We start from the raw sequence: 26,664 nt of genomic DNA, 5'->3' as shown, positions 1-26,664 counted from the left end.
GGGCCAGGTTTACATATTACGAACAGCCTGATGAACTTTTCATGGATCGACCCGCAGCGGATCATATGTGGCTTTCCTCCACGAATAACCAAAACAACAGCAAAAACCTAAAAAATTGTAAATACGCAGCCCGCTAAAAATACGATATGATATGGGCAAATCAGGAAGGGAGGGCAAATAACCTGCCAGCATTCAAGTAGGAACATATTCTTGCACATGACAAAGGAGGAATTTTAATGAGGATCCCCAAAATCACCAGCCTGTTCATGATGCTTACATTTCTGACGACGGCATCGCTATCCGCTTCCGGCGAAATGGGAAGCACCGCGGAAGCATCGTCAGGTCCTTTAAAGGTTATGAGCTTCAACCTGCGGTATGCCGCCAATGACAGTCAGCCCTGGGAGAAGCGCCGCCCAGTCACCAGGAACCTCATCCTGGAGCATCAGCCGGACGTCATTGGAACTCAGGAAGGACTCCACCGGCAAATCGTGGATCTGGAGAATGATCTGCCGGGATATGATCGGATCGGAGTCGGACGTGAAGGCGGGAGCTTAGGGGAATATATGGCGATTTTTTATAATACGGAACGGCTGAGGCCACTGGAGCAGTCTCACTTTTGGCTGTCCGATACGCCCCAGACGATCAGCTCGGCCAGTTGGGGCAACCAAATTCCGCGGATGGCAACCTGGGTTCGCTTTCAGGATCTTCGAAACGGCAAGACCTTCTATATGGTCAACACGCATCTGGATCATCAATCCGAGGTTTCCCGGCAGAAGAGCGCCGCACTTATCGTTGATAAGATGAAGGCATTTGACCCGGATATCCCCGTTGTAATCACCGGCGATTTCAACACGCTTCCGGGGAGCGATACGTACTCGATTTTTACAAGCAACGGGTTGTCGGATGCGCATGTCACGGCCAAGAAGCGAACCAACGATGATCTGGGAACCTTCCATAACTACAAGGACCCTACGGGCGGCGGCAGCGGAAACCGGATCGACTGGATTCTGCACGGCCAAGGTTGGAATGTCCTGCACAGCGAGATTATCAACTACAAGGAAGACGGCCAATACCCTAGCGATCATTATCCCGTCATGATGGAGGGCACCCTGCAACAATCCAACAAAACCACCGGAGAAACGGTGCCTAAGCAGCCCTTGACCACGGCTCTGCATATCACCGAAGTGGTCGCCAACTCGAACGAGCAAGGGAATTACAATTATGTGGAGATCTATAACCCCACGAACCGGGAAATCGACCTGGAAGGGTATCAAATCTACTATTATTACGATCCTGCCCTTCCGTTCGACAAATCCAAGTCCAACCGATGGACCATTACGAAGGATCGCTACAGCACCAACACCCTTATCGGCCCGAATGAAACCAAGGTGGTCTGGATCAAGAAGCAGCCTTGCTGTTATGACCTGGGATTGGAGCAGTTCCTTGCCAACTATCATGCCGATGGGGATGAGCTCTTACCGTCTCAGGTGCTTGCCGTCTTCACGCCGGGCAACAATCAGGGCCTGAACGGAACCTCCACCAGCGGACGTTCCTTGGGTATTTCATCGCCATCCGGCACGCATCTTGTAGGGGTCCAGTTTAATAACGGACAGCTGGATGCCGGTGTGAACGAATCGATCACCTATCAGGAGCCTGAGCCGCTAATAAGCATTATGCAGAAAAAAGACACGTTTCAGCGCCCTTCCCCTGGTCAGCCGTAAGCTTCATACTCCAAAAAAAACAGATAAACCTTCCACATGCCGTGACTCAGGCTCATGGTGCGTGGAAGGTTTCTTAGGTATTCACCCTCAGAAATCTAGTTCTATGTAATTAATTTCATCTTTTCATGTCATATAAAATGACATAAATATTGTTAAACTTATCCTTCTCCATGTATAATGCTGCTAGATTGATAATGTGCACAGGATATGGGGGAGATAATATGTCATCAAGGAAAAGAAATACTCGCTTTCATTCCATCACCGCAGCTTTATGTACGATTTCCTTGTTCGCCGCTGTACCCGCGCAAGCCGCTGCCCTCGATTCGTTTCCCATCCTGCAATCCACCAGCAATGAGCAACTCAGAGCCGATTATTATGTCCCCAGCACCGTAGAGAATATCAGCTGGGGGCATCTTCCGAATCGGGACAGCAAATCCATCATAACCGTCACCTCCGGCAGCACCGTCACGTTTGATACGATATCCCATGAAGGCATCCTTGAAGACCAGGGAAGGAATCCGGAGAAGTATTTTGCTTCTTTCGGCATCCGGCCGGATCAAGTGCTAAATGACGCTAAAGCTGTTGCTGCCTCTGAGCTGCAGCATGATTTTGACAACGATGGACCGCATGTCGTCACGGGACCGATCGAAATCCAGGGAGCAGAACCTGGGGATGTGTTGAAGATCGAGGTTCTTTCTCTCACCCCCCGGGTTCCCTATGGCGTCATATCGAACCGGCATTACAAGGGTGCCCTTCCCGGCGAATATCCCGAGAATGACGGGCGTAAAGAAGGAGCAAGCCCAGCAAATCCCGAGTTATACCAAAACATTTCCAAATTCACGCCGGTAGAGGAAATCAACGGTAAACTCTATGGCGTGCTTCCCGTTGAACAGGGCGGGCATGTCCGCTTCCCGCTCAAGCCTTTTATGGGACTTATGGGCGTCGCACCGGATACCAGTGAAAAAGTTAGCAGCGTCCCGCCGATCGAAACCGGAGGCAACATCGATATCAACGAGCTTGGCGTCGGGTCTACGCTGTATCTTCCGATTCAGGTAAAAGGCGGGCTCTTCTATACCGGCGATCCTCATTTTGCACAGGGAGATGGCGAGGTTGCCTTGACCGCAATGGAGGCTTCCCTTCGCGGCACCTTCCGGTTGACGGTGCTGAAAGCTGGCGACCCATCCTTGCCGCGTACAGAGCTCAAGCAGCCTTTTGCCGAAACGGAGGATTACTGGATTCCCGTCGGTCTTGACCCCGATCTGGATGAGGCCATGAAGGAAGCGGTACGCGAAGCCCTTGGCTTCTTGAATGAGAAGCTGGGCATGGATCGCGCAACGGCTTACGCTTACATGAGTGCGGCTACGGACTACGAGGTTTCCCAGGTGGTGGACAAAACCAAAGGAATTCATGCGCTGATTCATAAGCGGCATTTTATTAACAATCTCAAGCTGTCGATCGCCATCAATGGTTCCGCCCTGGGCTCCTCCATCATCGGGGATGAGTTCTATGTTCCCCTCCGTCCGCTCGCTGAAGGTTTGGGCTATGAAGTGGAATGGGATCCTAAGCGGCATGCAGCCTTAGCAACCGCCCCGGGTAAAAGCATAACCGTCCCGATCGGACAGGCGATCTATGAAATGGATGGCAAGGCGGTGTACAACAGCGAAGCGGCCATCATGAAGAATGGCATAACCATGATTCCCATCAAGACGATCCCTGCTCTGTTCGGGGCCCATGTGAACTGGACCACCAGCGGGAATGTGCTGAAAGCCAGCGTAACGCCTTCCCTGGATTGATCTTGTACACAGTCGCTATATGATTCTACCGAAACAAAGTCCCCCTTAGCTGGAAACGCCATCTAAGGGGGACTCGTTTATTAGATCGATGTGGTTTTATATTGAACCGTCAAACACTGCTTGGCGATATAAAAAATTTGACCCATATGCTCCGAATAATGCGTGGCGCACTGATGCAGGATGTCGAGATTGCTCCGTTCTTTTCCCCGGACCGGTTGAACCCTTTCAAAGTCCTGACTCGACATGGATTTCACCGTATCGATCAGGAACTGAAACCGATTCTTCACAATCTGGATCAGATCATCCCGGCTGACAAATACCTGGGTCAACTCCTGCTCCCGGTTTCGCGGGGCAACGTCTTGTTGCAATATTCCTTTCATGACCCGTTCTTGAATGTTGCCTTCGATGTGCCTGATCAACGTAGATATGCTCAGACTGGAATGATTGGGCCGCCAATTCACTTGCTCATCGTTTAACTGCACCAACGCTTTCAAGATACGGCTGCGGATGTTTTCAAATTTGTCCTCCAGCCACTTCCGGTTGAACTCATGATCCATATCGCACACTCCTTATTCGGTATGATAAAAGATCCCTAATTCATGCCTTCATCGCTTTCCAGATATATTTGTGCTCGCGGACTCCAAGCCGGCCGTCGATCTGATTCTCCCGTATCCTGGCCTCGAGCTCACCCTTCATTTCCGGTAAAGTATAATCGGGATTGCCTGGCGTATCCGACAGGTTTAATGCAAATTCGCGGGCATTCGGGAAGTACATAATCGCTTCATTATACTCCTCAATCTCGACATTCATGTAGCCATACTCCGACAATCGCCTTCGTACCTGAGTCACATCGTTATGTATCCCGAAGATGGTACCACCTGAAGCTAATATCCTGGGATGTTCCAGGATGGAGGTAGGTCCTCTGCGGTCATAGATAAGGTCGAATTGCCCGTCTTGAAAAGGCATTTGTGTCTTCGTTGTGGCAAACACGAATTCCACATTCCGGGTTCCGCTGCTCTCGAGCATGGATTGGGAGATTCGAATCATCTCCGCGGAATTGTCAAAGCCAATGATCCTCTCAGCATGTCTGGACATTCGAAGCGTAAACTCGCCATGCCCGCAGCCTGCGTCCAGCACGGAACGATACTGCGGCAGCATCTCCACCAGCCGCTCCTCAAACACATCTTCCGCCGACCTTCCGACTACGGTACACACCGCTCTTCCTCTATAGCCGCCATTCCTGCGCGCGATCATGTCATACCAGTCGATTCCCATGCGTTCCCCCCTCCGTGATAGGCTGTACTGCATTCACAATCCAAGATGGCACAACCCTGTCGTTACATAATCTTGGGCATGCCAACAGGTACCGAATCAACGAAATAACCGCTATTGCTAATGTCTTAAAATATTACCATTTTGTTCCGTAATGTCAACGGTTACATTTAAAATTCCCGTTGAACATCATCCACTTTCATTCGATTTCCCCGGCATTCGTCTTCGCTTCCCATACGTTCGGATCAAGGACAATGCAAACCGGCTCTCTTTCAATAGGTAAGGAGGACCAAAAAAACATTGCTCTTGTCATAATTTGTCGTCTACAATGGAGGAATATTAATCCAATCTATCGATACATACAGGAGGATTTCATGTTTTTAAAAAGGTGGCGTCAATTATTATCTTTAACCCTTATTTTATCGTTTTGCATGACATCCGTGGCAAGTGCGGCGGAATCTGGTCAAGCCAAGTATGCATGGGCCAATGAGTCCATTGACTTCCTTCGATCCCATGGGGTTTTTGAGAACATGGAGTATCGGACAAAAACGCTAGGCAGGGTGGTGACCAAAGCCGATCTGACCCTTATGGTTCACCGGCTGTTTACCGATTTCCGGGTCGATGCTGATAAGAATATCAACATTCCCGGCGTCCCTAACGGGCACCCATCCTACCAGATTTTTAAGGATGTTTACGGCAGCATACCTTCAGCGCCGAACGGATTAATCGGAGCCGCAGACAGAATCAATTACAACGATGAAACCTTCAAGTATATACCGGAGAAAGTGTTAACACGCTGGGACTTGTTGATTACGCTGAATACGCTGTTCGATGATATTGGTTATTCCTTGGAGTTATACGACGGTGAGGATATCGCGAGATTGCGGGCGATTAAAGACCTACCCAAAAGAAATTTCAATTCCTACAAGCAATATGATAAGTGGAAGTATGCCTATCAGCCACTAGCGCCCGAAATCGGGTTGATGCAAGACAAAAGATGGGGGCTTTCCTTAGCCTCCGATCTCGATCACGTCAAAGCCTATGCCCTGCTCGGCTTTGCCGAGGCCGGGATCATGAAACCCGACGCCAAAGGATATTTTCGCCCGAATCAAAAGGTAACGTTAGCCGAAACAGCGGTCGTCCTGCATCGAATTTACGACTATTATAGTGGCAGCGACTATGTCCGGGAACCATCGCCGGATGATCTCATTCCGAATGGCACAAGAAACTTTATCTATGCGGGTTCCCCATCAGGACACGGACAAAGTCCGGTTTATGACTTCGCTTTGGTGAATTCCGATGCCCTGCCGGAATTCTATCTGGCCTTGAAGGCTACGGAGAAAATCGACTTGCAGATCAACGTGAACGGGGAGCCATCCTATTATACTTACGAGCAGTTGAGCAACCCTAAGCAGCCTGTTCGAATCCCTTTGAATGGCGCATACTATGCGGAATTCATCCCCATTATCCGAAGCAAGGGTCAAAAAGCAACCGGCGAAAATAACAACATTGAAGTTATGTATTATTACGCTGATACTTTCCAGGACTTTACCCAAGCCACATGGTATGAACCCAATCTCCAATTAAAATGACAAAAGGGAGTGCATAACTGTTGCATACAGTATGCACTCCCTTTTTTATCATGGTACAAACATATCAAGTTCTTAAAATGTTTGCCTTTCCATTGCGTAGATCCTCAAATACCGGTCTTTGTACAGAACTGATATCCTCTAGATCGATCTCATGCAATGCCTTGAATTCCAGCTGCAGTGACTCATTGTACTCATCGTGATGAATCAGTAATCTGCCTGTCTCCTCCGTCTTTCCCTGTAAATCCGCCGTAGCGTTAAAAACAAACATGACAAACACGACTTCGTTTCCATCCGGATATCGATACTGCATTCTGGATCCGCTATAGACTCCATAGAGTTCACTATCGAGTACGACCAACCCCGTTTCCTCTAGCACTTCCCGTCTCATCGTCTCTTCAACGGATTCTCCGGCCTCCATACCGCCACCGGGAAGACCCCAATTGCCGTAGTCCGAGCGCCGCTGGAGCAATATCCGCCCTCGATGATCCTGGATGATGGCGCCGCCTGTCACTATGATTTTCATTTCAGCATAATCCTCTCTCACTTGTAGGCTGAGGGCTTATAGCCCCAGCTTCGCTACGGATTCTCCCCCTGACCACGGCATAACGCCGATTTCCTCAAAACCCGCTTTGATGTACAGCTGTCTGGCCCGCTCGTTCTTCGGATCAAAACTTAGCATAAGGACATCTGTCCGGTCATGCTTGTTTCGGATTTCTTCAACGATGTATCGCAAAGCCTCTTTCCCGTAGCCCTTTCCTTGGAAATTCCCGTCGATCATGAAACGGTAAATCCAATAGTTGCCGTCATCGGCGTCCAAGCCATATAACGCGAACCCAACCATCGTCTGATCATCATAAATGGCCATCGCTTCAAAATGTTCTAGAAATTGATACTGGGCAATCGAATACAGATTGGAGGCTATGAAGCCTTCTTGCTCCGGTTTTGCTTTCAGTTTAATGCATTCGGTCCAATTATCCTTATCTACGGGCTGCAGTCTAATCATGTCAAGCTCCTTCGAATCGTTGTTGATGTTCACACTGGTTTATGCCAAATGTTTAACAAAATAATAGTGCTGATGCCCCCTTGGAGCATCGTCAATGCGAGTTATCTCTTGAAATCCATGTTTACGGTAGAATGCCGGCGCTTGAAAGCTGAAGGTATTGAGCTTGATGAAGGTACATTGCCTTTCTCTTGCGATTGTCTCAATCTCTTGTAGTAATCTTGAGCCATATCCCCGCCCTCGAAATCGATCATCGATCCACAGAATATCGACTTCAATCCAATTCCAGCAAAATACACTGTTGATGCCGCCTGCGATCTCTCCATGCTCATCTTTTATATGTAAGTTGATTTCCTCGTAATTCTGCTGCAAATCTTCTGCGATAAACCGTGCATTAAATTGAATCAGGTTCGTCCGTACCGCAAGCGCTTCTTCCGGGCTGCTACGATTGATGTTGATTTGCGACAATGGGTCACCCCCTTCTCTTTACTTGTAGGTTTAATTGAACATTCAGCTTCATAACTTCCTCATCGCCAAACCAGATTCCCGTTTCCACAAAACCTAGATTGCTGTACAAAGTTTTCGCTATCTGGTTATCCTTATGTACGGTCAGGCGTATTTCTTTACATTCCGGAAATTGGCCTTGGATCCATGCGATCATCTGGAGTAAAGCTGCTCTGCCATATCCTTTTCTTTGTTCTTTTGCATCTATTAAAAAGCCGTTAATCCAATAACCACCGGCTGTATTCACTTCATAAGCATGCATAATAAATCCGACCATTCGGTTCCCGTCATATATCGCAAAAGGAATGTATTCTACTTGTTCACCATCCGGTTTGATGTAGATCTTGGCTAGAGATACAGCTACCGCTGGCACAAACCCCTGCTGTTGGTCCAAAACCTGCAGTGCCAATGCTTCTTCCCAGTTCTTTCGATTGACTGGCATTAACTTGATGTCCATATCATTGTCCTCCCAAGCGAGCATACACTAAACCAAATAATACCATATGGAGTTGGGATATGCCCGGATATAAACGATTTTAGATAAACTCTTCCAAAATACATCCAGCCCAATCAACTGTAATCTTCTACCAAAGCCACCACATCTTCAAACGAATAACCAGCGATAGTCTGACAACGATAGGAGAAGTCCTTCATTTTCATAGGATTCACATTACATATCCCCTTTCGTCAGTGTAGGTTGCAACCCTAATTTTGAAAAACTCCGCCTTTTGCTTTGCACATTTCTCATCAACTTGTCATTTAATATACGGACTCTACTATAGTATAAGAGGTGATTTGAATGGGTCGTATCACTGCTGTTCCTCAACCAGATTTAGTTTTAATCAGCTGGTCAAGAAACCCTCTTGTTACGGGCTCCGCGCGTAGAATCGTTGCTGCCCGCGTCATTGGCAATGCTTCTCCCTGCCGAGCTGATTTGACGCCGAATGCACTGTTAAGAACCGCCTTAGCCTGCTTACTGGATCATGATGTAGGTTTCAAAATCGTATTCCGCCAAAGAACATCCAACATTAGCGGATACCTATTATTGCAGCGTAATTAATAGATTTGGGAAGGAGCAGCGATCATGCTGCTTCTTTTTTTAGCTCTTTTCATTAATATTGTTGCAAACAAGATATTAGAAGCTTGCAAGTATGTCAATTTCACAACAACAGTAAAGCTGCGGGCATAAGAAAACCAGTTGTTGAGAGCAACTGGTTCAGTAAAGTTCTTATCTTGGATAGTTCTTTAACCACTTGAATGCTTGTTCATAATTATCAAAAAATTTAACGGATTCTTTTGTGTTGGATTGCTGTAAGTAATTCATGATCTCCCCTTCTTCAAGAAGAAACGCAATTGCTTTGCTATGATTCAGAATGGTTTCATTGAAGAACTTATCTTTCCATGCTTTTTGAACGGAGAAGTGGTTTGGGGTATATCCTTTTCTATCTACCAATAATTTGTATTTCAGACCCTCACCAATAAACTGCTGACATGACTTTTCAAAACCATTAAACCATTCAATAACGTCATCAGTGTTTATCTTCCCTATCAGACGAGTAACAATCAAATCTCCTTCAACTGTAGTGCTAATATTCTTATCGATCAAAGTGGAATCATCTCCCTTTGTATCTATTATGCGTAAACTTGCTATAAAATCAATGTAAACAAAAACTACTCTGCCACTGAAGCAACACTATTTACGAAATGAGTCTATTTTATTTACGAGTTTCGATACACATTACCAACCTCTATACCCATACATTTACAGCTCAGGAACTCTCCATTCATTTCACAAAATCCCATCGATTTCCAGATCGATTGCCCAGGAAATACTCCCTCGTTAGCCTCTCATAACGAAAAAGCCCGCAGGGCATTCCTATCCTCCTGCAAGCTTCCTCGTAAGAACCTCTATTCACCTTTTTCACATCTAAACCATATCTCTATGATCTTTTGTCTCTATATTTATTTCATTTGGGTAACGCTTACTGCAACCTTCTCCAGCTGCGCTTTGCTTAAGGAATGATCCGGGGAGCTGATCGTCACGAAGCGGTCATTGATCTGAAATCCCAGCATATCCGTGTCATCCGGTGTATACCATTTCGCTTTAACCCCATTGGACAATGTAACCGGTTTGCTGTCATATCCATGAGCGTAGTCTCTTGGAGAGATGTACACCGTCATATGTTTGAAGACCATGTTCACACCATCTGCCGATGCGCCCGTCTTTTGATACACATCGCCTTTTACCATCTGACTTGGAGCGTACGGTGTTTGGAAACCATCAAATTTGGCGAATGCGCTTTTGATCTCTTTTAGTTGGGCATCGCTGTATTTCACGTTGGTCAGCTCGATCGTCTGACCGTTTCCAGGATTACTTCCGATTAACACCTGGTTATTCTTCGCATCGTATCGCACAGGAACTTCCAGCACATCGGCAATCGCCCGTACCGGCAAGTACGTTGTATACTGATACGTGATCGGAGTCAATTTCTTGCCCGTGTTATAGACGGTACCGTCCACTTGGATGCCGATGCTGTGATTCAGGTAAGCCGAGATTTTCTCCAGGTTGGCTCCCGCATAGACACCTGCCGCTCCCGATAAGGTCATTCCCAGCACGGCAACCGCCGCGATTGATTTTTTCAACTGTTTCATTTCATTCATCCCTCTCGTTTGTCTCACCAACCTTCCAAATCGATGAGTCATAGTATGAAGCGCAATAACTTTATTGAAAATCAATGACATGCGTCGCAATTAAAGCTTCTTTATCATCAATCGTAATTCCCAGTCTTTTTCCAGATGGGCTCCAAGTCAGCGGGTAGACCGGATGGGCCGCAGGATGCACCGCTGAATAATAGGGCGCCATCCAGCTTACTTTCCCGGAAGCCGTATCAAACACATACACGCCGTTCATCCCGCTTTCATTCTCCGAGTACACATCAAAGGCTAATCTGGCAGAATCCGGCGACCAGGACGGGTAAGAAATCAGATTGCCTTTTCCGATAAGCGATCCTTGCAAGCTGCCGGCTGCATCATAGATCAGTAAATTGCTGCCGGAGTTCCCTTCCGTGTTGGTTGCTGTGGAGACGGCAATGAACTCTCCGTCCGGCGAGATGGTTAAGCTCCATACATTTTCGATGAGATGTACCGGCTTTGACTGCCCCGGTTCAACCACCTTAAGCACCTGATTCACATCGGTATAATAGATTCGGCCTTTACTCGCTCCGAATTGGTTGTAAACTTCAACGTCCTCATCCTCAATGGCGGTGGTGGTGTAAGTACCGTCCGTGGAAATGAGACGAATCTCCCCCTTGCCGCTCATGGAGCCTGCGGCAAGTACATATGTGTCTGCATCGAGCCAACCGCCAATCTCCATGTAGTTGTCCCCTTTTACCGGAATGCTCTTGCCGGTATTAAGATCCTTCATGAAATTGTCTGCCGTGTACTTATCCCTCCATTTCTGTACAAAGCTATATTTACCGTCCGGCGACACCTCTTCCTTGACCAGATGTTGGCCTGGATGCGACGCTTTCTGATTCGTTAGCTCACGCCGCTCGCCCGTGCTTACGTCCACCTCTTCGGTGGCGTACGCATATTTCGGTTCTTCCGTTGCGGTTGCTTCCTTGACCATTTTGATTGTCGTGACCCTGACCTTATCCTCCGATATCCACGTCTCGATGTTGGACGAGGCAATCCGGTGCGTCTGATTCACGACCACTTCCCGACCGGTCTGCCCGCTCGCACCGTCAACGACCGTGAGCTTGCGCTCTCCCGGTGTCTTCCCTCCGGCATTGGAAGCAGGCGGCTGGCTGGTTTGACTGCCCGGTTCCACGATCGTCAACCGATCCTGCGACTGGCAGGCCGCAAGGGCTGCAGCCACGGCAACGATAGACAGCAACTTGAATCCATGCTTACCTAGTCTGTTTCTCATAACAGGTTCCTCCCCTGCATATCCCCCAAGGAGCTTCGGCAGCTGCGGTTTTCGCTTTTGCATACCTCATATTTCCCTGTTGAACTCAGTATAGAATGCGAATATCTCGATACGATATCGAGCTTGTAACGAACTTGTAAACAAAGATGTGCATTTTAAAAAGAGCCCAGACCTATTCCAAGTCTGAGCTTTCTTCCACCGAATGAACCTTCTGAGATTGCGGCCGTTCCATCGGCAAGGTGACCACAAACGTAGAACCGTTTGGGCTGGATTCCGCAACCTCCACATAACCGCGCTGCTTCTCCGCCAAATTGCGAACCAGGGATAACCCTAAGCCGGTACCGCCATGTACCCGGGAACGGTCGCTGCTTACCGTATAAAACGGATCAAAGATCCGTTCCCGGGCTTCGTCCGGAATTCCGATTCCGGTATCGCTTACCTTAATGACCATACGATCATGGCCTTGTGGATCCCGGTCCACTTCATTCGATAGCGTAACGGTCCCACCGGGCCTGTTATATTTAATGGCGTTATCCAGCAGATTCAAAATCATATGCATTAAATTCTCCGGATCGGCCCATACCTTGCCTTCGGATAATGAGGATTGCAGCGTTATGCCCGATTGCTCTGCTTTGGCCTCCAACCGGGCTGCCGCCTCTTGCAGAATCGGCATGAGGTTTACGTGTTCCGCATGGGTTTCGAATTCATAAATATCCAAGGACGATAACTGAAGCGCCTTTTCTACCAGGCGATATAGACGCTGTGCTTCCTGGCTGATCTGTCCACGGGCTTCCTCAAGCAGCGCGGGATCGTCGCGATACATCTCAAGCAGGTCCGCATAAGCCAGTATGGAGGTCAGCGGCGTTTTCAACTCATGGCTGATATTTCCGATAAACTGCTTCTGCTGCTGCTCCAGCTCCCGCAGCCGATCAATGGCATCCAGCAGCTTCTGTTTCTCTTCCGTGAGCTGGTTCACCGACAAGGAAATTCGCCCGCTCATTTCATATATCCCTTGCGCCAGCTCGCCGAGCTCATCGTTTCGCTTCACCGTCGGCTCTCGAAGATAGTCGCCTTCGCCGATCCTCTGCGCAGCCTGGTTCAGTCTGCTGATGACATGCACCTGCCGCCAGACGTATAGAAAACCGATCAGGAAGCCGGCGGCCAGCACCGCAAGACCCGTCACAACAAACAGGTTCTGGATCCGGTCATAGAACGCGTGCTGCTCGGCCAGGGAGGCGTGGAATTGAATCGTTCCGATCGGCTGCTCCATATTCCGAAGCGGGGCAAGATATAACAGCTGGTCGCCCTCGGTAATATAGGCGGAACGCCCTTGCGCCGTGTGAGCAAGCGCGTCCTGTACATCCATTTTCGGCTGGAACGGAAGGGAAGTCCCCGTGAATGTACCATCAATCTTATACAGGGTCACCGGCATGCCGCTCTGGGTTCCGAGATCGACGGCCAGCCGTTGACCGACATTTTCCATAAAATCATCCGGCTGCGTTTGAGGATTCGTCAGTAATTCCTGATGAATCCTGAGATTGGCTGCTTCTGCTTCCTGGGCGAAGGTTTGCTCCAGGCGCACCCGCTGATCCTCCCGTATCCCGGCAAGAACCAACGTGCTTAGAACAACCACAACGGCGATCAGCAGCAAAGCGAGAAGCAGTGCGACTTTCCACTTTAAGCCGAAACGCACTTTTCCTTTGTTCATGATGGAATCTCCGTGCTTTTGTATCCGATGCCATACACGGTCTGGATCACTTCATGCTGGTTTCCCAGCTTCTTGCGCAATCGCTGGACGTGAATATCTACCGTACGCGTGCCGCCGGCAAAATCCATGTCCCATACCTGTTCAAGCAAAGCCTCTCGCGAATATACCCGCTCCGGATTCCGGGCCAGGAGAGCCATGAGGTCAAACTCTTTCGGCGTCAGTTCAAGGGGCTTGCCTTCGGCGTGAATGGTGCGATTCAACAGGTTAATGGTAAGTCCGGCTATCCGGATCACATGTGTTTCGGGGGCTTGCTTCCCGGCTGTCTCAGGAATACGGCTTCTTCGGGACAATGCCTTTACCCTGGCGATGATCTCCCGCATGTCAAAGGGCTTTGTCATATAATCATCGGCACCAAGCTCCAGCCCAAGCACCTTGTCCACAATATCGTCCTTCACCGTTAACAGCAGAATGGCAGGACGCTGCCGATCCTCGAGCTTGCGACAAACCTCGTACCCGCTAAGCTTCGGCATCATGACATCGAGCACCATCACGTCAGGATCAAACGATTCCACGCGCTCCAGCGCTTCCTGCCCGTCCCCTGCCGTCTCTACCGTATATCCTTCCCTTCTCAGCGCATAAGCAACTGCGCTTGAGATACTGATCTCATCATCCACAACAAGTACCTTGGTCATCGCAGATACGACTCCTTTACTGGCCGATTACACATTTGCTAATTCCCTGATGGTAACGTATCCGGCATCATATTTCAACAGCGCTCCCCTGCCGATTTCATTACAATTGTAACTATGAACGCTTTCGTCCGGTGGCCATAATAAAGCTAAGCACTCAAGCAAAGGAGGATTCGGATGACAATCGCTACCATGAACCATATCATTAAACGCTATGGGCATCAGCTTGTCCTGGACCATGTCCATTTAGAAATCAGGCAGGGAGAAATACTCGGCCTTCTTGGTCCGAATGGTGCAGGTAAAACCACATTGATCCACGCGTTATCCGGCTTAATTGGCATCGATTCCGGAAGCATCGAGCTGTTTGGGGAACGGCCAGGCGGCCCTATGCTGGAAGTCAAACGAAAAATTGGACTGGTTACGCAGGATATCACCGTTTTTGAAGATTTAACCGCGCAAGAGAATCTCGCCTTTTTTGGCGGAATCTATGGGTTAAGAGGCACGGAATTGAGAAGGCAAATCACGGAAACGCTTCAGTTCGTCGGACTAACGGATCAAGCTCATAAACGTCCTTCCAAATTTTCCGGGGGAATGAAGCGGAGACTGAATATCGCCTGCTCTATTATTCACAGGCCCAGGCTCCTGATCATGGACGAACCTACGGTTGGAATCGACCCCCAATCCAGAAATCACATCCTGGAATCGGTCCGCGAGCTGCAAAAAAGGGGGACGACCATTCTCTATACCACCCATTACATGGAGGAAGTGCAGTCCCTTGCATCCCGAGTCGTGATTATGGATCAAGGCCACGTCATCGCGCAGGGGACGATCGATGAGCTGGTAAAGAACATTCACCATGAAGAGAAAATCAAGCTGGAAGTCGTGGAGCTGACGAAGGATCTGATCGATCACATCCAACAGCTGGATGGAGTCAAGCACGTGGTTTTGAATGGAACGCACATTCAGATCATATCACAGGCAGGTGCCGGAAATCTGGATCGTATCCTGTCGTTGGCCAAAAGCGCGGGCGGCGTCCTATCCATCCATGCGGAGAAACCTACGCTTGAAGACGTATTCCTTACGCTTACCGGTAAGCAACTACGTGACACGGAGGGAACTTAACATGCTTGTGTTCAGAATGACGTACTTCTCCTTGCTGCGCCTTATACGCTAACCCATCGGGCAGCTGCTTCTGCTGGGCCTGCCACTGGTCGTCATTACCGTGCTGGGTGTCGTTATTGGACCCTATGAAGGCATGAACGGCGTTCCTCCGCTGGACTTGATGGCCGTTACGACCATTATGGGCGTTCAGTTTTTTGGCGGCACGTATTTGATGAGTTTTTTGGATACCGATTTACTTAAAACCCGGAAATGGAGAATCTATTCGCTCCCTATTAACGTAGCGGTGTATTCAAGCTCTCTTATTCTTGCCTGCACGCTCTTCAGCACTTTGCAAGGATTGGTCTTGGTGCTATTCACAACCTGGGTGTTCGGGATCGCGTGGGGATCGCTCGGCTGGGTCTTGCTGGTATTTATTATTTATTCCTTCTTCGCCCAGTCCGTACATCTGCTGCTGACTTTGTCCATTCATAACGTAAAATTGGCTGAAAGGGTATCTGAAGTCCTCGGAATCGGCTTCATCATCTTAACCGGATTAATGTTTCCTCTCCCGGATCATCGTTTCTTTGAGTTCATGTCGTTCTATGGGAATCCGGTATCCCTCGGAAAGATGGCCGTCCTGGAGATGCATGTAGATGGCGGGCAAGGGACTGCGTACCTTAGCTTGCTATTGCTGTTAGCCTTAACCGTGATATGCATGATGATCGGCGCATGGCTTGGGAGGAGGAAGCTCGCTTGACGATATTTAACTTCGCCCTTATCCGGAGCGTCCGCAGCCTGCCCAATCTTATCTTGCTGTTAGGCCTTCCCGCAGCCGTCGTTGTCCTCCCGGTGGGCGGTTGGTATGGCTTACCGCTGGGGTATCACTTCTACGGAATCCTGCTGTTATTCTGTGCCTCCAAACTCGTTCATATGATCATGGAGGATCGGAAGAATAAAATTCTGACCCGAATCGGCGTTGCACCTGTGACCCATTTCAAGTATTTATCGCAAAATCTGCTTGCTTTCGCTCTGCTGCTCGTAGGACAAAGCGCCGTTGTCACGTGCAGCGCCTGGTTGCTGCGCCGAAGTTTTTGGCAGTCTGATTCAACTCTTCAGCATGTTTAGCGTGTTCTCGGTCACCGCGATTAGCTTCTCCCTCGCTTGGTGCTCCATGTTCCGCCAGCCTGAATCTTCTACAGCCGTTATGCTGGGAATCATCTTGATCATGGCGGTGCTCGGAGGAACCTTATTTCCCATTCAGGCTATGCCCGCATCCCTGCAGAAAATCGCCATGTTATCCCCTACCTATTGGTTCCATGAGGGAATCATGCTTGCTAAGAACGGAGGCTTGTTCGCGGAGCAACTCACTCCGCTCGGGATCCTGCTGTTGTTTGCGATCGCTTTTATGCTGATCGGCAGCCGAAGGAAACTGGCTTGAAAAATATGTTACGATATATGGGGAAAAGAGAACGTATGCCATGGGAGGTTTTCATGAGAAGCTATACCGATTCGTGGTCCCCAAGCATAGCGGTCGTGATTTGGAGAATGTTTGCCCTGCTGCTTTTGGCAGCTCTGTGGTTTATGGGAGATGCCGGGACCGAAGGGTTCGTCCTAATCTTCGCCTTAGCGATCCTGGCAATAGCCCGATGGCGGTTTTCCCTTCCTTCATGGACAACACTGGCCGACCAGATTCTATGCATGTCCATCGTTCCACACTGGCCGGAGGCAGGCTTCGGATTGGCTCTACCGCTTTTTGAAACCATGCTTGCCGGTAAACCGCTGTTTTCCCTGCCCATCCTGGCAGCGCTTGTCATCGGCTATGTCGATCCGGACCTCCCGCTTCTTCTCATGCTCGTTCAAGCTTCATTTGCGGGGTGGATCGTTTTTTGTTGGTCCAAGCAAATCCATCAGTATCGATTGGAGGCAGATCAGGAGCGTCGCGATCGCTACGAATTGGAAATATTGAAAGGTGAGCTGCTCATGGCCAATGTGCAGACGGCTCAGCTTGCAGAGCTGAGAGAGCGTCATCGAATCTCCCAGAAGCTGCACGATGAGGTCGGCCAAGAATTAACCGCCGCGTTGTTAGCCTTTCAAGCTTTTGAAACATTATGGAGGGAGAATGACCCGCAAGCGGAAGACATGTTTGCTCAAGCCCAGATGCGTTTGTCGAGCAGTGCCCTGGAGCTGCGGGAAACGGTCCATAATATGCAGCCTGTCCAAGCGATTGGCATTCGGAGCCTGGAGGAGATCTGCCGCAATTTCAAAGCGATGCCTGTACAGCTGCAAATTTATGGAGATACATCCCGAATAGCTGCCCATCTGTGGGTCATCCTGAAAGCTTGTCTCAAGGAAGCCTTGACCAATGCGGTGCGTCATTCCAAAGCCAAACACGTTGAAGTATCGTTGGAGGTCAATGAACATATCGTGCGGTTAAGCGTCCAAAATGACGGCGTTTTGGATTCCTCCTCGCTGCCTGGAACCGGACTCCGCAACCTAAGGCAAAGAGCCCAGGCGGCAGGCGGTAACATCTCCACCAATACGTCCAGCGGCTTTCAATTGGTCTACGTATTACCTATGGAAAAGGAGGGCATTCGATGAACATTCTCATTGTGGATGATGATCCATTGGTATGTCAGAGTCTCCGGCTGCTTCTATCCAGAGAACCGGATATGGAAGTGACGGCGACTGCGAATGACGGCGCAGCAGCCATTCAATGCTGTGAAGAGGTCCTGCCGGACATCGTCCTCATGGATATTCGGATGCCTGGTATGGACGGAATCCAAGCGGCAAGGCAAATCAAGCAAAAATGGCCCCAAGTGCAGATTATGATGCTGACCACGTTTCAAGATGAGCATAGCATCCGCCTGGCGCTGCTAGCCGGAGCCGAAGGGTATATGCTGAAGTCGACGCAGGTCTCCAGTATGGCACAACAGCTGCGTGCTTTGGCTTCTGGCACTTCCGTTGTGGATGCCAATGTGCTGAAAACCTTGATGCTGCCCGAAAAAGAGAATCGTTCCGACCTTACCCCGCGGGAAAACGATATTCTCGAGCTGGTTGCCTTAGGCTGCTCGAATCGGGAAATTGCCGAGCAATTGTTCATCAGCGAAGGAACCGTCCGCAATACCCTCTCGATCATTCTGGATAAGCTGGAGCTCCGGGACAGAACCCAATTGGCGATCTATTATTGGAGGCAGTCGTTGTGATGCCTTACCCGGCCCATTATCACAGGGCTCCTTACGTACTTTTATTCTCGGCTAACCGTGCCAAAAGAAATCTTCATATTCGGCGCGTAAGTCAACCACGAATCGCTATCAAACTTCTGGAACAGCTTGAGTTCAGCTGCATATTGGGCTTGTGCTTCCTCCGCTGTTAAACCTCTTTGTACCAGTTGTTCCATTGTCATTGAAGGTTCATCGGGCTCTTGCCCAATCCCCTCTTCTCTTAGGGATCGATACAGCCGTTCTTTGCTATCATCGTCCATATGCCGATCCAAAAAATTCACTTTATCGCTTACTCGACATTCAACATTCCGTAACCCCAGCTGACTTAGAAGAATAGGGAGCTTCATGCCGATGTTTCCGTCTTTGCCGCTGCGGCTGGCGTCCACCTCATACAGCTTCTGTAATACGCCTAGACGGACCACTTCGGAATGCAACATTCCATCATCGAAGCCAAAATTCGCCGCATTGGCGATCCAATGGGGCTCAAAACAAATGACTCGGCAGCCGTTCCGCACACTGTCGATCATTTTTTGAAGGATATCTTGGGGATTCTTCATATGTAATAGAAACGCGTGACAGAGCGCAATGTCGTACTGCCGATGCACCTGGATTTCTTCGATATCCCCTTGAATCAATTCAACGGAATATGGCAGCTTGTCAAAGATTCCCCTTGCTTCCTTGATCAAATCTTCACCTTTGTCTATACCTGTGTAGGTTGACCCATCGGGTAACATCGGGAGAAGCTTTAATCCTAGATACCCATAACCACAACCGTAGTCCACCATGTTAATGGGCGTATTCATTTTCCAGACGTTCTTAACCAAAAACTCCAGGTAGTCGTCATTGTAATATAACCATCTGGTATTCCTCAGGTATTCGATTTTGGAATCCCAGTAATATTCGGACATTCTCTTTACGTCCTCTCTGCATCAGGATTCTAACTCTGTTCCAGCCTTGCCTTACGGATCACTTCACGAATGAAATCAGCCTTGCCGTTCGTATAGGCTACGCGGTCGTGTTTATATTGATTTTCGAGTGCTTTTTTCAAAGCATAATATCGATCCTTTATTTCCGGATGTTTCTTTAAATACTCCCTGAATAAAATCTGGTCAATCCACTGTTGGCCCTGATACTTGTAAATATGTAGATGATGCGTTCCTGCCCGCCATTGCCCTCTTCGAAAGAACAGCCGCTCCGGAAACTCCGGTTTAACAACATATTCGTAGCCGATCCCAGCCAGATTCTCAATGTAATACTCATCGACTTCTTCTAAACTAAGAACGCCAGCCATCATATCGATGGTCGGTTTTGAGCCTAAACCCGAAACGGACGTGCTCCCGATATGTTCCATGTGAACGTCGAGTCCTTTCAGTGCCGACTCAATTTTCGCTTTTTCCCGGTTGTACTCATCCTTCCAGTCCGGGTTGTATGGTGTAACAATCACTTCTTCCATGGGTCGTTTCCTTTCGATAGCAGATAGTATATGGTTGAGCTCTACTCCCAAAGGCCAGCTCGAATGCCTATATATTCCGTCTCAGCTTCATTTCAAACTCCGGTTTCGTGATATATTCCATATAGACGACGGCTCGGTTAAAATCCAAATAAGACTGGAAACGCGTACGAATGGCCGGGGCCGTAATGTATTGAAGCACGTCATCCTTATGGATCCAACGACAGTCCGTCGTTTCTTCCGAAGTCCTTAGCTCGCCACCCGTAGGCTTACATACAAAATCCATCATCACTTTCGTTGGAACCACAGCAACTCCGCTGTGACCCGGATAGGTTGAAGTATTGGAATAGACGCCGATCAGATGAGAAACGAGGGTCTCGATCCCGCTCTCTTCTTTGATTTCCCTGATCAGCGCATCCATGAGATTCTCTCCGGACTCCACCTGTCCTCCCGGAAACACCCATCCGTTACGATCCTTCACCAATAGAATTTCTCCATGTTCATTCTCAACCACGCCGCCTACGGCAACAATATGCGTTGGCATCATCATGACAACAGCCTCCGATAGATAAGATATACCACAAACTATGACAAGTCCCGTTAGAATTCGTTAGCGTATCCTGGAAAGATCGCTTCATAAGTCTATTCTTCTACTTCTTCACCACGGGTATGAGCTTTACCTTTATCTTCATCCAAATGGAAAAGGCTTATTTTACTCTGAACGCGAATCGACCCGTTGTTATCCGAAATCCATGATCGGCAGGGATAGACCGCAATCGGTAAGAAATCATGATCCGAGTGATTTGATACAATGATATTACATTCTATTATCTGTGACGAAGGAGTTGGGATGATGAAGAATAGAGTCCAGAAGATATCCCCTAACTTGTGGTTTGATCACCAAGCCGAGGAGGCAGCGCAGCATTACGTTTCGATCTTCAAAAACTCGCGGATCGAACGATTTACGCGATACGGCGCAGAACGCAACGATCACTCGCCATTCGCCGAGGGTGCTATCATGACGGTGGAATTTCAATTAGAGGGACAACATTTTGTTGCACTCAACGGCGGTCCGCATTTCAAATTCAACGAAGCTATTTCGTTTATTGTGCATTGCGATTCGCAAGAAGAAATCGACTACTATTGGGAGAAGCTGGCCGAAGGCGGTGACGAGAAAGCGCAAGTATGCGGTTGGCTGAAGGACAAGTTCGGCGTATCGTGGCAGATCGTCCCGGCGAACTTAAACGAAATGATAACCGATCCCGATCCGGCTAAATCGGAACGCGTGATGAAGGCCATACTCCAGACGAAATCAAAAATCGATATGCAAACGCTACAGCAAGCCTATGAGGGATAGGGAAGGCTGCCTTCATGGCAGCCTTTTTTAAGTTTGAATGTTCTATCCATTTGAGACGGGGCATCCATGATTACATCATAGCACTAGTTCATGCGTGACCAATCCACCCTCTGCAATTTCCCGAAAACCTAGTTTCTTATAAAATGCAGACGCCTTGGGATTGTCTGTTTTTAATACGAGTTTTGTATAATGGCTGCTCGCCTTACGAATTACAGCTTCAACCAGCCTTCTCCCGACTCCTTGATTCCGGAATTCCTTTAGTACATATAATCTGCGGATCCTTCCTATGCTTCCGTTCGCATACGGATCCCGATTTAACCCGCAAATGCCGATGACTCTATGGCCAACTCGACATTCAAACAAGGCTTCATGTTCATGATGAAAGGTATTGATACCCTTATGATATTCATGCACTAATCGATGGATATTCCTGAATCCTTCTTCCTGGCTTTCAGTCAAGAGTTCGGAAAGGTCTACTGCACCCAGATCGGTAACTTCATGGATGATCATGTTGTTCAATCTCCCTCTTGAGCCTTTCGACTGTATGTTCTAATCCAGTATCCACGCACGTAATTCCATGTTACTTTGACAACCCTCTGTTATAATCGGCCTCAATCTCTTTAGATTCGAACACAATTTCCAGAGTAAACTTCGACACTCTACTAGTCATCAACTCATCACTTCAATCCATCTAGCAATAACGGCCTTTAACTGTTCCTTCTTTTGCTCCAAATCGTCTGTATCAACGATTTTCACGATGGCCCGATCGCGCGATGCCCATTCCAATAAACCCGCCGTATCCTCAGTCAGCGTTCCCTTTATATCATGGTCCTTTACCTTGGCTCCACAATGAAAAATCAAACGAATAAAACCCTTCCCCTGCAAATTCAAAGTGATCCGGTCTTCACCCTGAACGCAAAAGCTGGGTGCATTCCATTTGATATGCTCCGTGATTCGATCATCAACACTCAGGATGAAATTTCGGACCTCCTCGATTTCTTTTTTCAAGGGATGCTCAAGTTGATGAAGATACTCCTCGACTTGTTCTTGACCCCGCCATTGTGCCATCCTTAACGCCTCCTTTTATACTGGATTAACCCATCCTGCCTTATTTTGGTCTATGTCTATGCTCCTGGCTTCCTTGCAGTAACGATCGGCTGATAAAAGCCCGAATCTGAAGGCATGTGCCACTGGATATCGATGAATCCCGCTTCCGCCAGCAAACTGCTTAATTCTGATCGCATTAATGCTCTATAGGATGTGCTGTTGACTTGGGTATGCCATCCATCGATTTCTTGCATAATAAATTGGTTCGTCACATAGTGATATCCACCTTCCGCCCAGTCCCAAACTTGAAAAACCATACGTTTTCCTTCGTCCAAGATTCGTGGAACCGTTGCACGCTGGCGGTTCTGAATAATAGCGTCATAGTCCCGAATGGACACGACAAGCAGACCCTCGTTACGAAGTTTGGCATACAGGTTGCGGCATGCCTGTCTAAGCTCCCCATCTGACAATAAATGGGGGATCGCATTGTCAGCAGACAATACGACATCGAATTGCCCAGCGATATCTTGCTCTAGAGACCGAAGATCGGCGATTCCAAAATCAACGAGTATCCCCAGCTTCTCGGCTTCCTTTCTGGCCCGCTCCACCGACTTGGGACTCAAATCCGTAGCCGTTACGACAAAATCATGCCGTGCCAATCCCAAAGCCTGCGTCCCTATTCCGCATGATGCGTCCAGGAGATGGAACCGAGCCTCAGGGTTCTCGTCATGTAACGAACGAATAAACCGATTGAAGAATTCACCCTGCCATCTTACCGCTTCATGCCAATCCTCAAAAATCAAATGATATGTATCCGCAAGATCTTCGTAAAAATCAAAGCTGGAATCCTTCAACCGTTATCCCTCCGATGACCTGTTCTTAGTTCACTACTTCCATATGCTCCTCGTACAACTGGATAACTTCCACATCTGGAAACCTCTCCTGCAGCTTCTGGGCGAGCGATCGAACGCCGAAAATTTCGGTAAACGTATGACTGCCCACGATGAGATTCAATCCGACGAACCGGGCATATTGAACCGTATAGAGTGTTTTTTCCCCGGTAATGTAAACATCGCAGCCATGGTCCAAGGCCTCTTTCAACTGATTCGTGCCGTTACCTGCTCCGGTTATCATGCCGATCCTTTGAATGGGTTTGTTGCTATTTTGCTGATAAAATACGTGTTCACCTAAAGCGGAGGACATGGTGTCTACAAGCTCTTCCATCGAGACCGGAGACTCCAGTTCTCCAATGCCTGTCGAACTATTCCCATCCATATGCCGGGACGATTGGATAATATGTTCCACCCCCAACACACGCAGCAACGAATTGCAGGTTCCGAACTCGGCATAATCCAAGGGAAGATGGATATAGAAATGAGCGATGTCATGCTCCTGCAGCAATTCTAAACAGCGCTCCTTCATCCCGTACAAGAAGCTCCATGCATCATGATGCGTGATAATCAGATCGACCTTTTCGACAGCTGCTTGTTGTACAACCTCTGGAGTCAGATTGGTGGCGTAACCTATCCGTTGATAGTGATTCGATGAAAAAAGATGGTAGCCATACTCATCGTCCTCCTCAAAATCATTCAATAACGAGCCGAAAAGCTCATGGATATAGGATTTGAATTGTAACGTATCCATCTTTACTCCTCCCCTGGTAAGCTGGATCTATCTGGTAAACCTCAATCTAATGTTATAGATTAAATACGATTTGGGTATAACTTTTCTCGTCTGTAAGTCGTTTGTCATCGCTAAATAATTGGATTGAGCCGTCAAAATGCTTCTCTCCAGTGATGGACCGTGTCAGATAACCATCGATTTCGATACGAACCGGCATGATCGCCTGGTCCGCGTTCTTTCCTAAATGAAACTCTACTGCTTCTATGTTCTGAACAATTTGTCTGGGATGTGTATACCACTTATAAGACAAAATCAAAAAAATCGAGAAAACCATAATGGTTGGAACGATCAATTTTTTCAAATCATTCAGTACCTTCAAAATTTTTTCATTCTTCGAGTGTATGTACATTAATGCTCTCGTTAGCCTGCGTACGGCCGTCCATGCCTAAAGCTTGAACAGTGATATGATCGTGGAATTTCCGATTGCCAAACTCCCAGGACAACGACCACCCATCCGAACCGTCGATGTCATAACCGATAAGCTCCCTTTCCTTCCAAGTTTCGGTCCCCGTAGGCGCTACCCAGAACAGAACCGACTCTATATTTTCTCCCTCAACATGGATGGTCATCGTATGGGTATCCCTAGATACAACCCACCAATTCGAATCATATGGCAAATCTGTTGATACTTTTAATATCTTAGCCTGAAGGTCTACAGCGTCCGCTTGTTCGTTTGTGGGTGTTGAAGCTTTAGCCGAGACGGATCCTTCGGCCGGAGAGCATGCAACCAGAAGCAGTAAAACGAGTAAAAACATATTGTTAATTCGCATGATTCCTCCCGCATATAACAACAAAACCCGCCTAAGATCATTCCAATCCGAGTCGGGTCATGTGGTGTGATAGATTTTATGCCAGGTTAATACCTAACCTGTTCTTCTAAATATTTCTTAAATAATTCGGCTCTTATTTCCTCGTTCGTTTCAACCATAGAACTTATCTCAACCGATGTGTGCTGCAGTAGTTTACCATCCTTATACGTACAATGATGTTCGTAGCAATTCGGATCATTCAATATCAGCTCGAGCGACTTAGGGATATTGGCTGCGATTCCGGCATTTCCCGCAGTCAGAATCCATTGCGTGGATTTCCAATCCAAAATGCCCTCGTCCGTCTTCATCGGGGTCTCATAAATGTAGTCCTCAGGTACTTCGGCAAGATAGAGGTACATTCCTCCCAGATTCCTGCCTTCCGATGTCCAAGTGACAAGGCCTTTGAAGGTTAATCGGCAATCCTTATCCCGAATGTTCGTCTCCTCATACAGCTCACGTATCATGGAGTCTCTGGGCGTCTCGTTGCTTTCAAGCTTGCCCCCCACTCCATTCCAACATCCCATCCATGGCGCTCTATCACGGTTTAATAATAAAATCTCATCACCACGTCGAACGAAACAAATATTGTATTTCATCATCGATTGTTTTCTCCCATACTGGTTATACCGCAATCCATCATATCATCGTAAATTTCTGATTTTCTCTTCGATCGGCTTCTGTCCATCTTCATCCCAGACAATAGAGATTTCAAAGGTCCCCTCTTCAAAGTAAAGTGGAAATCTTCGTTTGAACCAGGGCTGCATAGGTAAATCCATCGCTTCTTGAATCGGTACCCAAACGAGCTCCCCTTCTGGCGGATTCGCTAAGAGTTCACCTTCGTAAGAATCTGTCAAATAGTTAAATACCATGTAACGATAATTCGTCTGGGGAACCACATACTCATCTATGCCTTTATACTCCAGGTTGTTAACAATCAACCCGGTTTCTTCATAAACCTCACGAATTGCACCTTCCGATAGGCTCTCCGGGAACTCCACTTTTCCTCCAGGCCCAAGGTAACCGGGAAAACCGAGCTGGTCCGGACGATTAATAAGCAAAACTTTATCGTCATTCCGAATCATACACATTGTATACATGCCATAGGTTATTTGCGGCTTTGTCATTTTATTTCTCCTTGAGCGGAACAGCAGTCCCTCACTATGTAAATTGGAAACAAGAAAGTCAGGTGATGGATCTCGATTATTCCCTCGAATACAAAAGCGCACCGCCAGACCCCAAAATAACGAAGTGTTTGCCCGATGGTGAAAAACCACATTTTATTTTTCCGTCCAGCCGGTTCAAATCAATCACCGTGGCTTGCTTCAGATACTCATAATTAGGGACGAACACCTGGTCCAATATAACGGAAGCCCTTGGCCACCAAGGGTATATGACTTCCAGCATCCAGCCATCGTTTGTCACGTGAATCCCATCCCCCGACTCAAATCCAAAAATCGGAATGTCCTGTCCGCTAAGCGGAATGCGAAAACTTAAGTAGTCTCCGCTCATATGGTCTTCCGTTAGGTCGGAGTCCCGGTCTCTGTGAATGACGGTTCCGGTAATGGCCTGCGTCAAACTGTAACCGGAGCTGCTGATCAGAACCAGATTCTCATCGGCATCCCAACCGCAAGCGATGCATCCGGAAGCCGGAATGATAACCTCAGCCGTCCAGGGGCGAGGCGGTTTTGTAGGTTCTTTCGCTTGGGCAAAGTGCAGCAAGTCGATCTCAAACGTTGTTCTGATTTCTTTTTTTGATTGATTGTAAGGGTTCATATCATACACCTGCCGA

General features: G+C 48.1%; 33 protein-coding genes. 10 read left to right on the top strand and 23 right to left on the bottom strand.

Features of this window, described 5'->3' with window-relative positions:
- Positions 1–236: 236 nt before the first annotated feature.
- Entirely contained in the window at positions 237–1,721 is a 1,485-nt protein-coding gene (locus tag BMX45_RS00330) for an endonuclease/exonuclease/phosphatase family protein (protein WP_090907942.1), read from the top strand.
- Positions 1,722–1,942: 221 nt separating this feature from the next.
- Positions 1,943–3,514 (top strand): acetamidase/formamidase family protein, encoded by a 1,572-nt coding sequence (locus tag BMX45_RS00325; RefSeq protein ID WP_090907940.1) that lies wholly within the window; start codon positions 1,943–1,945, stop codon positions 3,512–3,514.
- A gap of 80 nt (positions 3,515–3,594) precedes the next feature.
- On the opposite strand, the gene BMX45_RS00320 is transcribed toward BMX45_RS00325, so the two are convergent.
- Both BMX45_RS00320 and BMX45_RS00315 read right to left on the bottom strand, forming a co-directional pair.
- Positions 3,595–4,071 (bottom strand): DinB family protein, encoded by a 477-nt coding sequence (locus BMX45_RS00320; protein ID WP_090907938.1) that lies wholly within the window; start codon positions 4,069–4,071, stop codon positions 3,595–3,597.
- 40 nt (positions 4,072–4,111) lie between these two features.
- Positions 4,112–4,789, bottom strand: coding sequence for a class I SAM-dependent methyltransferase (locus tag BMX45_RS00315; protein ID WP_090907936.1), 678 nt, complete (start codon positions 4,787–4,789; stop codon positions 4,112–4,114).
- A gap of 527 nt (positions 4,790–5,316) precedes the next feature.
- Between BMX45_RS00315 and BMX45_RS00310 the strand changes: the two genes are divergently transcribed.
- Positions 5,317–6,378, top strand: coding sequence for an S-layer homology domain-containing protein (locus BMX45_RS00310; protein ID WP_254777906.1), 1,062 nt, complete (start codon positions 5,317–5,319; stop codon positions 6,376–6,378).
- Between the two features lie 64 nt (positions 6,379–6,442).
- Here the strand turns inward: BMX45_RS00310 and BMX45_RS00305 are convergent, their stop codons facing one another.
- From BMX45_RS00305 to BMX45_RS00260, 9 genes are all read right to left on the bottom strand, one after another.
- Positions 6,443–6,901: an NUDIX domain-containing protein gene (locus BMX45_RS00305; protein ID WP_090907932.1), complete on the bottom strand. Its 459-nt coding sequence runs from the start codon at positions 6,899–6,901 to the stop codon at positions 6,443–6,445.
- Between the two features lie 36 nt (positions 6,902–6,937).
- Positions 6,938–7,381 (bottom strand): GNAT family N-acetyltransferase, encoded by a 444-nt coding sequence (locus tag BMX45_RS00300; RefSeq protein ID WP_090907930.1) that lies wholly within the window; start codon positions 7,379–7,381, stop codon positions 6,938–6,940.
- A gap of 39 nt (positions 7,382–7,420) precedes the next feature.
- Positions 7,421–7,846: a GNAT family N-acetyltransferase gene (locus tag BMX45_RS00295; RefSeq protein WP_090907929.1), complete on the bottom strand. Its 426-nt coding sequence runs from the start codon at positions 7,844–7,846 to the stop codon at positions 7,421–7,423.
- 4 nt (positions 7,847–7,850) lie between these two features.
- The gene (locus BMX45_RS00290) at positions 7,851–8,339 is read right to left on the bottom strand and encodes a GNAT family N-acetyltransferase (protein ID WP_090907928.1); all 489 of its coding nucleotides are present in this window, start codon (positions 8,337–8,339) and stop codon (positions 7,851–7,853) included.
- Positions 8,340–9,110: 771 nt separating this feature from the next.
- Positions 9,111–9,542 (bottom strand): SpoIIAA family protein, encoded by a 432-nt coding sequence (locus BMX45_RS00280; RefSeq protein ID WP_090907924.1) that lies wholly within the window; start codon positions 9,540–9,542, stop codon positions 9,111–9,113.
- 302 nt (positions 9,543–9,844) lie between these two features.
- A complete protein-coding gene (locus tag BMX45_RS00275) occupies positions 9,845–10,534 on the bottom strand; it encodes a hypothetical protein (protein WP_090907922.1) in 690 nt (229 codons plus the stop codon).
- A 70-nt stretch (positions 10,535–10,604) separates the two neighbouring features.
- Complete coding sequence (locus BMX45_RS00270) at positions 10,605–11,810, bottom strand: WD40 repeat domain-containing protein (protein WP_090908763.1); 1,206 nt, start codon at positions 11,808–11,810, stop codon at positions 10,605–10,607.
- Positions 11,811–11,982: 172 nt separating this feature from the next.
- The gene (locus tag BMX45_RS00265) at positions 11,983–13,518 is read right to left on the bottom strand and encodes a sensor histidine kinase (RefSeq protein WP_090907920.1); all 1,536 of its coding nucleotides are present in this window, start codon (positions 13,516–13,518) and stop codon (positions 11,983–11,985) included.
- Complete coding sequence (locus BMX45_RS00260; RefSeq protein ID WP_090907917.1) at positions 13,515–14,210, bottom strand: response regulator transcription factor; 696 nt, start codon at positions 14,208–14,210, stop codon at positions 13,515–13,517. The genes BMX45_RS00265 and BMX45_RS00260 overlap by 4 nt, the downstream gene beginning before the upstream one ends.
- Before the next feature lie 174 nt (positions 14,211–14,384).
- Here BMX45_RS00260 and BMX45_RS00255 point away from each other — a divergent pair, with 174 nt between their 5' ends.
- From BMX45_RS00255 to BMX45_RS00235, 6 genes are all read left to right on the top strand, one after another.
- Complete coding sequence (locus BMX45_RS00255) at positions 14,385–15,329, top strand: ABC transporter ATP-binding protein (protein WP_090907915.1); 945 nt, start codon at positions 14,385–14,387, stop codon at positions 15,327–15,329.
- 100 nt (positions 15,330–15,429) lie between these two features.
- Positions 15,430–16,065 carry an ABC transporter gene (locus BMX45_RS00250; RefSeq protein WP_254777905.1) on the top strand — a complete coding sequence of 212 codons (636 nt, stop codon included), beginning with the start codon at positions 15,430–15,432 and terminating at the stop codon, positions 16,063–16,065.
- On the top strand, positions 16,062–16,433 hold the full coding sequence (locus BMX45_RS31645) for a hypothetical protein (protein ID WP_254777904.1): 372 nt from the start codon (positions 16,062–16,064) through the stop codon (positions 16,431–16,433). Before BMX45_RS00250 ends, BMX45_RS31645 begins: the two co-directional genes overlap by 4 nt.
- Positions 16,426–16,746: an ABC transporter permease gene (locus tag BMX45_RS31640; RefSeq protein WP_254777903.1), complete on the top strand. Its 321-nt coding sequence runs from the start codon at positions 16,426–16,428 to the stop codon at positions 16,744–16,746. Before BMX45_RS31645 ends, BMX45_RS31640 begins: the two co-directional genes overlap by 8 nt.
- A gap of 53 nt (positions 16,747–16,799) precedes the next feature.
- On the top strand, positions 16,800–17,906 hold the full coding sequence (locus BMX45_RS00240) for a sensor histidine kinase (RefSeq protein WP_090907913.1): 1,107 nt from the start codon (positions 16,800–16,802) through the stop codon (positions 17,904–17,906).
- Positions 17,903–18,511 (top strand): response regulator transcription factor, encoded by a 609-nt coding sequence (locus BMX45_RS00235; protein WP_090907911.1) that lies wholly within the window; start codon positions 17,903–17,905, stop codon positions 18,509–18,511. The genes BMX45_RS00240 and BMX45_RS00235 overlap by 4 nt, the downstream gene beginning before the upstream one ends.
- A gap of 41 nt (positions 18,512–18,552) precedes the next feature.
- Here BMX45_RS00235 and BMX45_RS00230 read toward each other — a convergent pair whose 3' ends face one another.
- The 3 genes from BMX45_RS00230 to BMX45_RS00220 all read right to left on the bottom strand — a co-directional run bounded on the left by BMX45_RS00230 (position 18,553) and on the right by BMX45_RS00220 (position 20,529).
- Entirely contained in the window at positions 18,553–19,437 is an 885-nt protein-coding gene (locus tag BMX45_RS00230) for a class I SAM-dependent methyltransferase (protein WP_090907909.1), read from the bottom strand.
- 29 nt (positions 19,438–19,466) lie between these two features.
- Positions 19,467–19,982, bottom strand: coding sequence for a GrpB family protein (locus tag BMX45_RS00225; protein ID WP_090907906.1), 516 nt, complete (start codon positions 19,980–19,982; stop codon positions 19,467–19,469).
- A 67-nt stretch (positions 19,983–20,049) separates the two neighbouring features.
- On the bottom strand, positions 20,050–20,529 hold the full coding sequence (locus BMX45_RS00220) for an NUDIX hydrolase (protein ID WP_090907903.1): 480 nt from the start codon (positions 20,527–20,529) through the stop codon (positions 20,050–20,052).
- A 303-nt stretch (positions 20,530–20,832) separates the two neighbouring features.
- On the opposite strand from BMX45_RS00220, the gene BMX45_RS00215 reads away from it, so the two are divergent.
- Positions 20,833–21,336 carry a VOC family protein gene (locus tag BMX45_RS00215; protein WP_090907901.1) on the top strand — a complete coding sequence of 168 codons (504 nt, stop codon included), beginning with the start codon at positions 20,833–20,835 and terminating at the stop codon, positions 21,334–21,336.
- Between the two features lie 75 nt (positions 21,337–21,411).
- Here the strand turns inward: BMX45_RS00215 and BMX45_RS00210 are convergent, their stop codons facing one another.
- The 9 genes from BMX45_RS00210 to BMX45_RS00170 form a co-directional block, all read right to left on the bottom strand.
- Positions 21,412–21,846 (bottom strand): GNAT family N-acetyltransferase, encoded by a 435-nt coding sequence (locus BMX45_RS00210; RefSeq protein WP_090907898.1) that lies wholly within the window; start codon positions 21,844–21,846, stop codon positions 21,412–21,414.
- 159 nt (positions 21,847–22,005) lie between these two features.
- Positions 22,006–22,404: a DUF1801 domain-containing protein gene (locus BMX45_RS00205; protein WP_090907896.1), complete on the bottom strand. Its 399-nt coding sequence runs from the start codon at positions 22,402–22,404 to the stop codon at positions 22,006–22,008.
- A gap of 56 nt (positions 22,405–22,460) precedes the next feature.
- On the bottom strand, positions 22,461–23,237 hold the full coding sequence (locus tag BMX45_RS00200) for a class I SAM-dependent methyltransferase (protein WP_090907894.1): 777 nt from the start codon (positions 23,235–23,237) through the stop codon (positions 22,461–22,463).
- 25 nt (positions 23,238–23,262) lie between these two features.
- Positions 23,263–24,027 carry a Nif3-like dinuclear metal center hexameric protein gene (locus BMX45_RS00195; protein WP_090907892.1) on the bottom strand — a complete coding sequence of 255 codons (765 nt, stop codon included), beginning with the start codon at positions 24,025–24,027 and terminating at the stop codon, positions 23,263–23,265.
- Positions 24,028–24,079: 52 nt separating this feature from the next.
- Positions 24,080–24,385, bottom strand: coding sequence for a hypothetical protein (locus BMX45_RS00190; protein ID WP_254777902.1), 306 nt, complete (start codon positions 24,383–24,385; stop codon positions 24,080–24,082).
- Between the two features lie 7 nt (positions 24,386–24,392).
- Positions 24,393–24,635 (bottom strand): hypothetical protein, encoded by a 243-nt coding sequence (locus BMX45_RS31635; protein WP_254777901.1) that lies wholly within the window; start codon positions 24,633–24,635, stop codon positions 24,393–24,395.
- 287 nt (positions 24,636–24,922) lie between these two features.
- The gene (locus tag BMX45_RS00180; RefSeq protein WP_090907888.1) at positions 24,923–25,474 is read right to left on the bottom strand and encodes an NUDIX hydrolase; all 552 of its coding nucleotides are present in this window, start codon (positions 25,472–25,474) and stop codon (positions 24,923–24,925) included.
- Positions 25,475–25,516: 42 nt separating this feature from the next.
- Positions 25,517–25,999, bottom strand: coding sequence for an 8-oxo-dGTP diphosphatase (locus BMX45_RS00175; RefSeq protein WP_090907886.1), 483 nt, complete (start codon positions 25,997–25,999; stop codon positions 25,517–25,519).
- Positions 26,000–26,075: 76 nt separating this feature from the next.
- Positions 26,076–26,648 carry a hypothetical protein gene (locus tag BMX45_RS00170; protein WP_090907884.1) on the bottom strand — a complete coding sequence of 191 codons (573 nt, stop codon included), beginning with the start codon at positions 26,646–26,648 and terminating at the stop codon, positions 26,076–26,078.
- Between the last annotated feature and the right edge of the window lie 16 nt (positions 26,649–26,664).

The organism is Paenibacillus sp. cl141a (assembly GCF_900109305.1).
In the GTDB taxonomy this organism is placed as follows: domain Bacteria; phylum Bacillota; class Bacilli; order Paenibacillales; family Paenibacillaceae; genus Paenibacillus_AQ; species Paenibacillus_AQ lautus_A.
The sequence above is the reverse complement of the archived record's forward strand: the minus strand, read 5'-3'. Positions and strand labels throughout refer to the sequence as shown.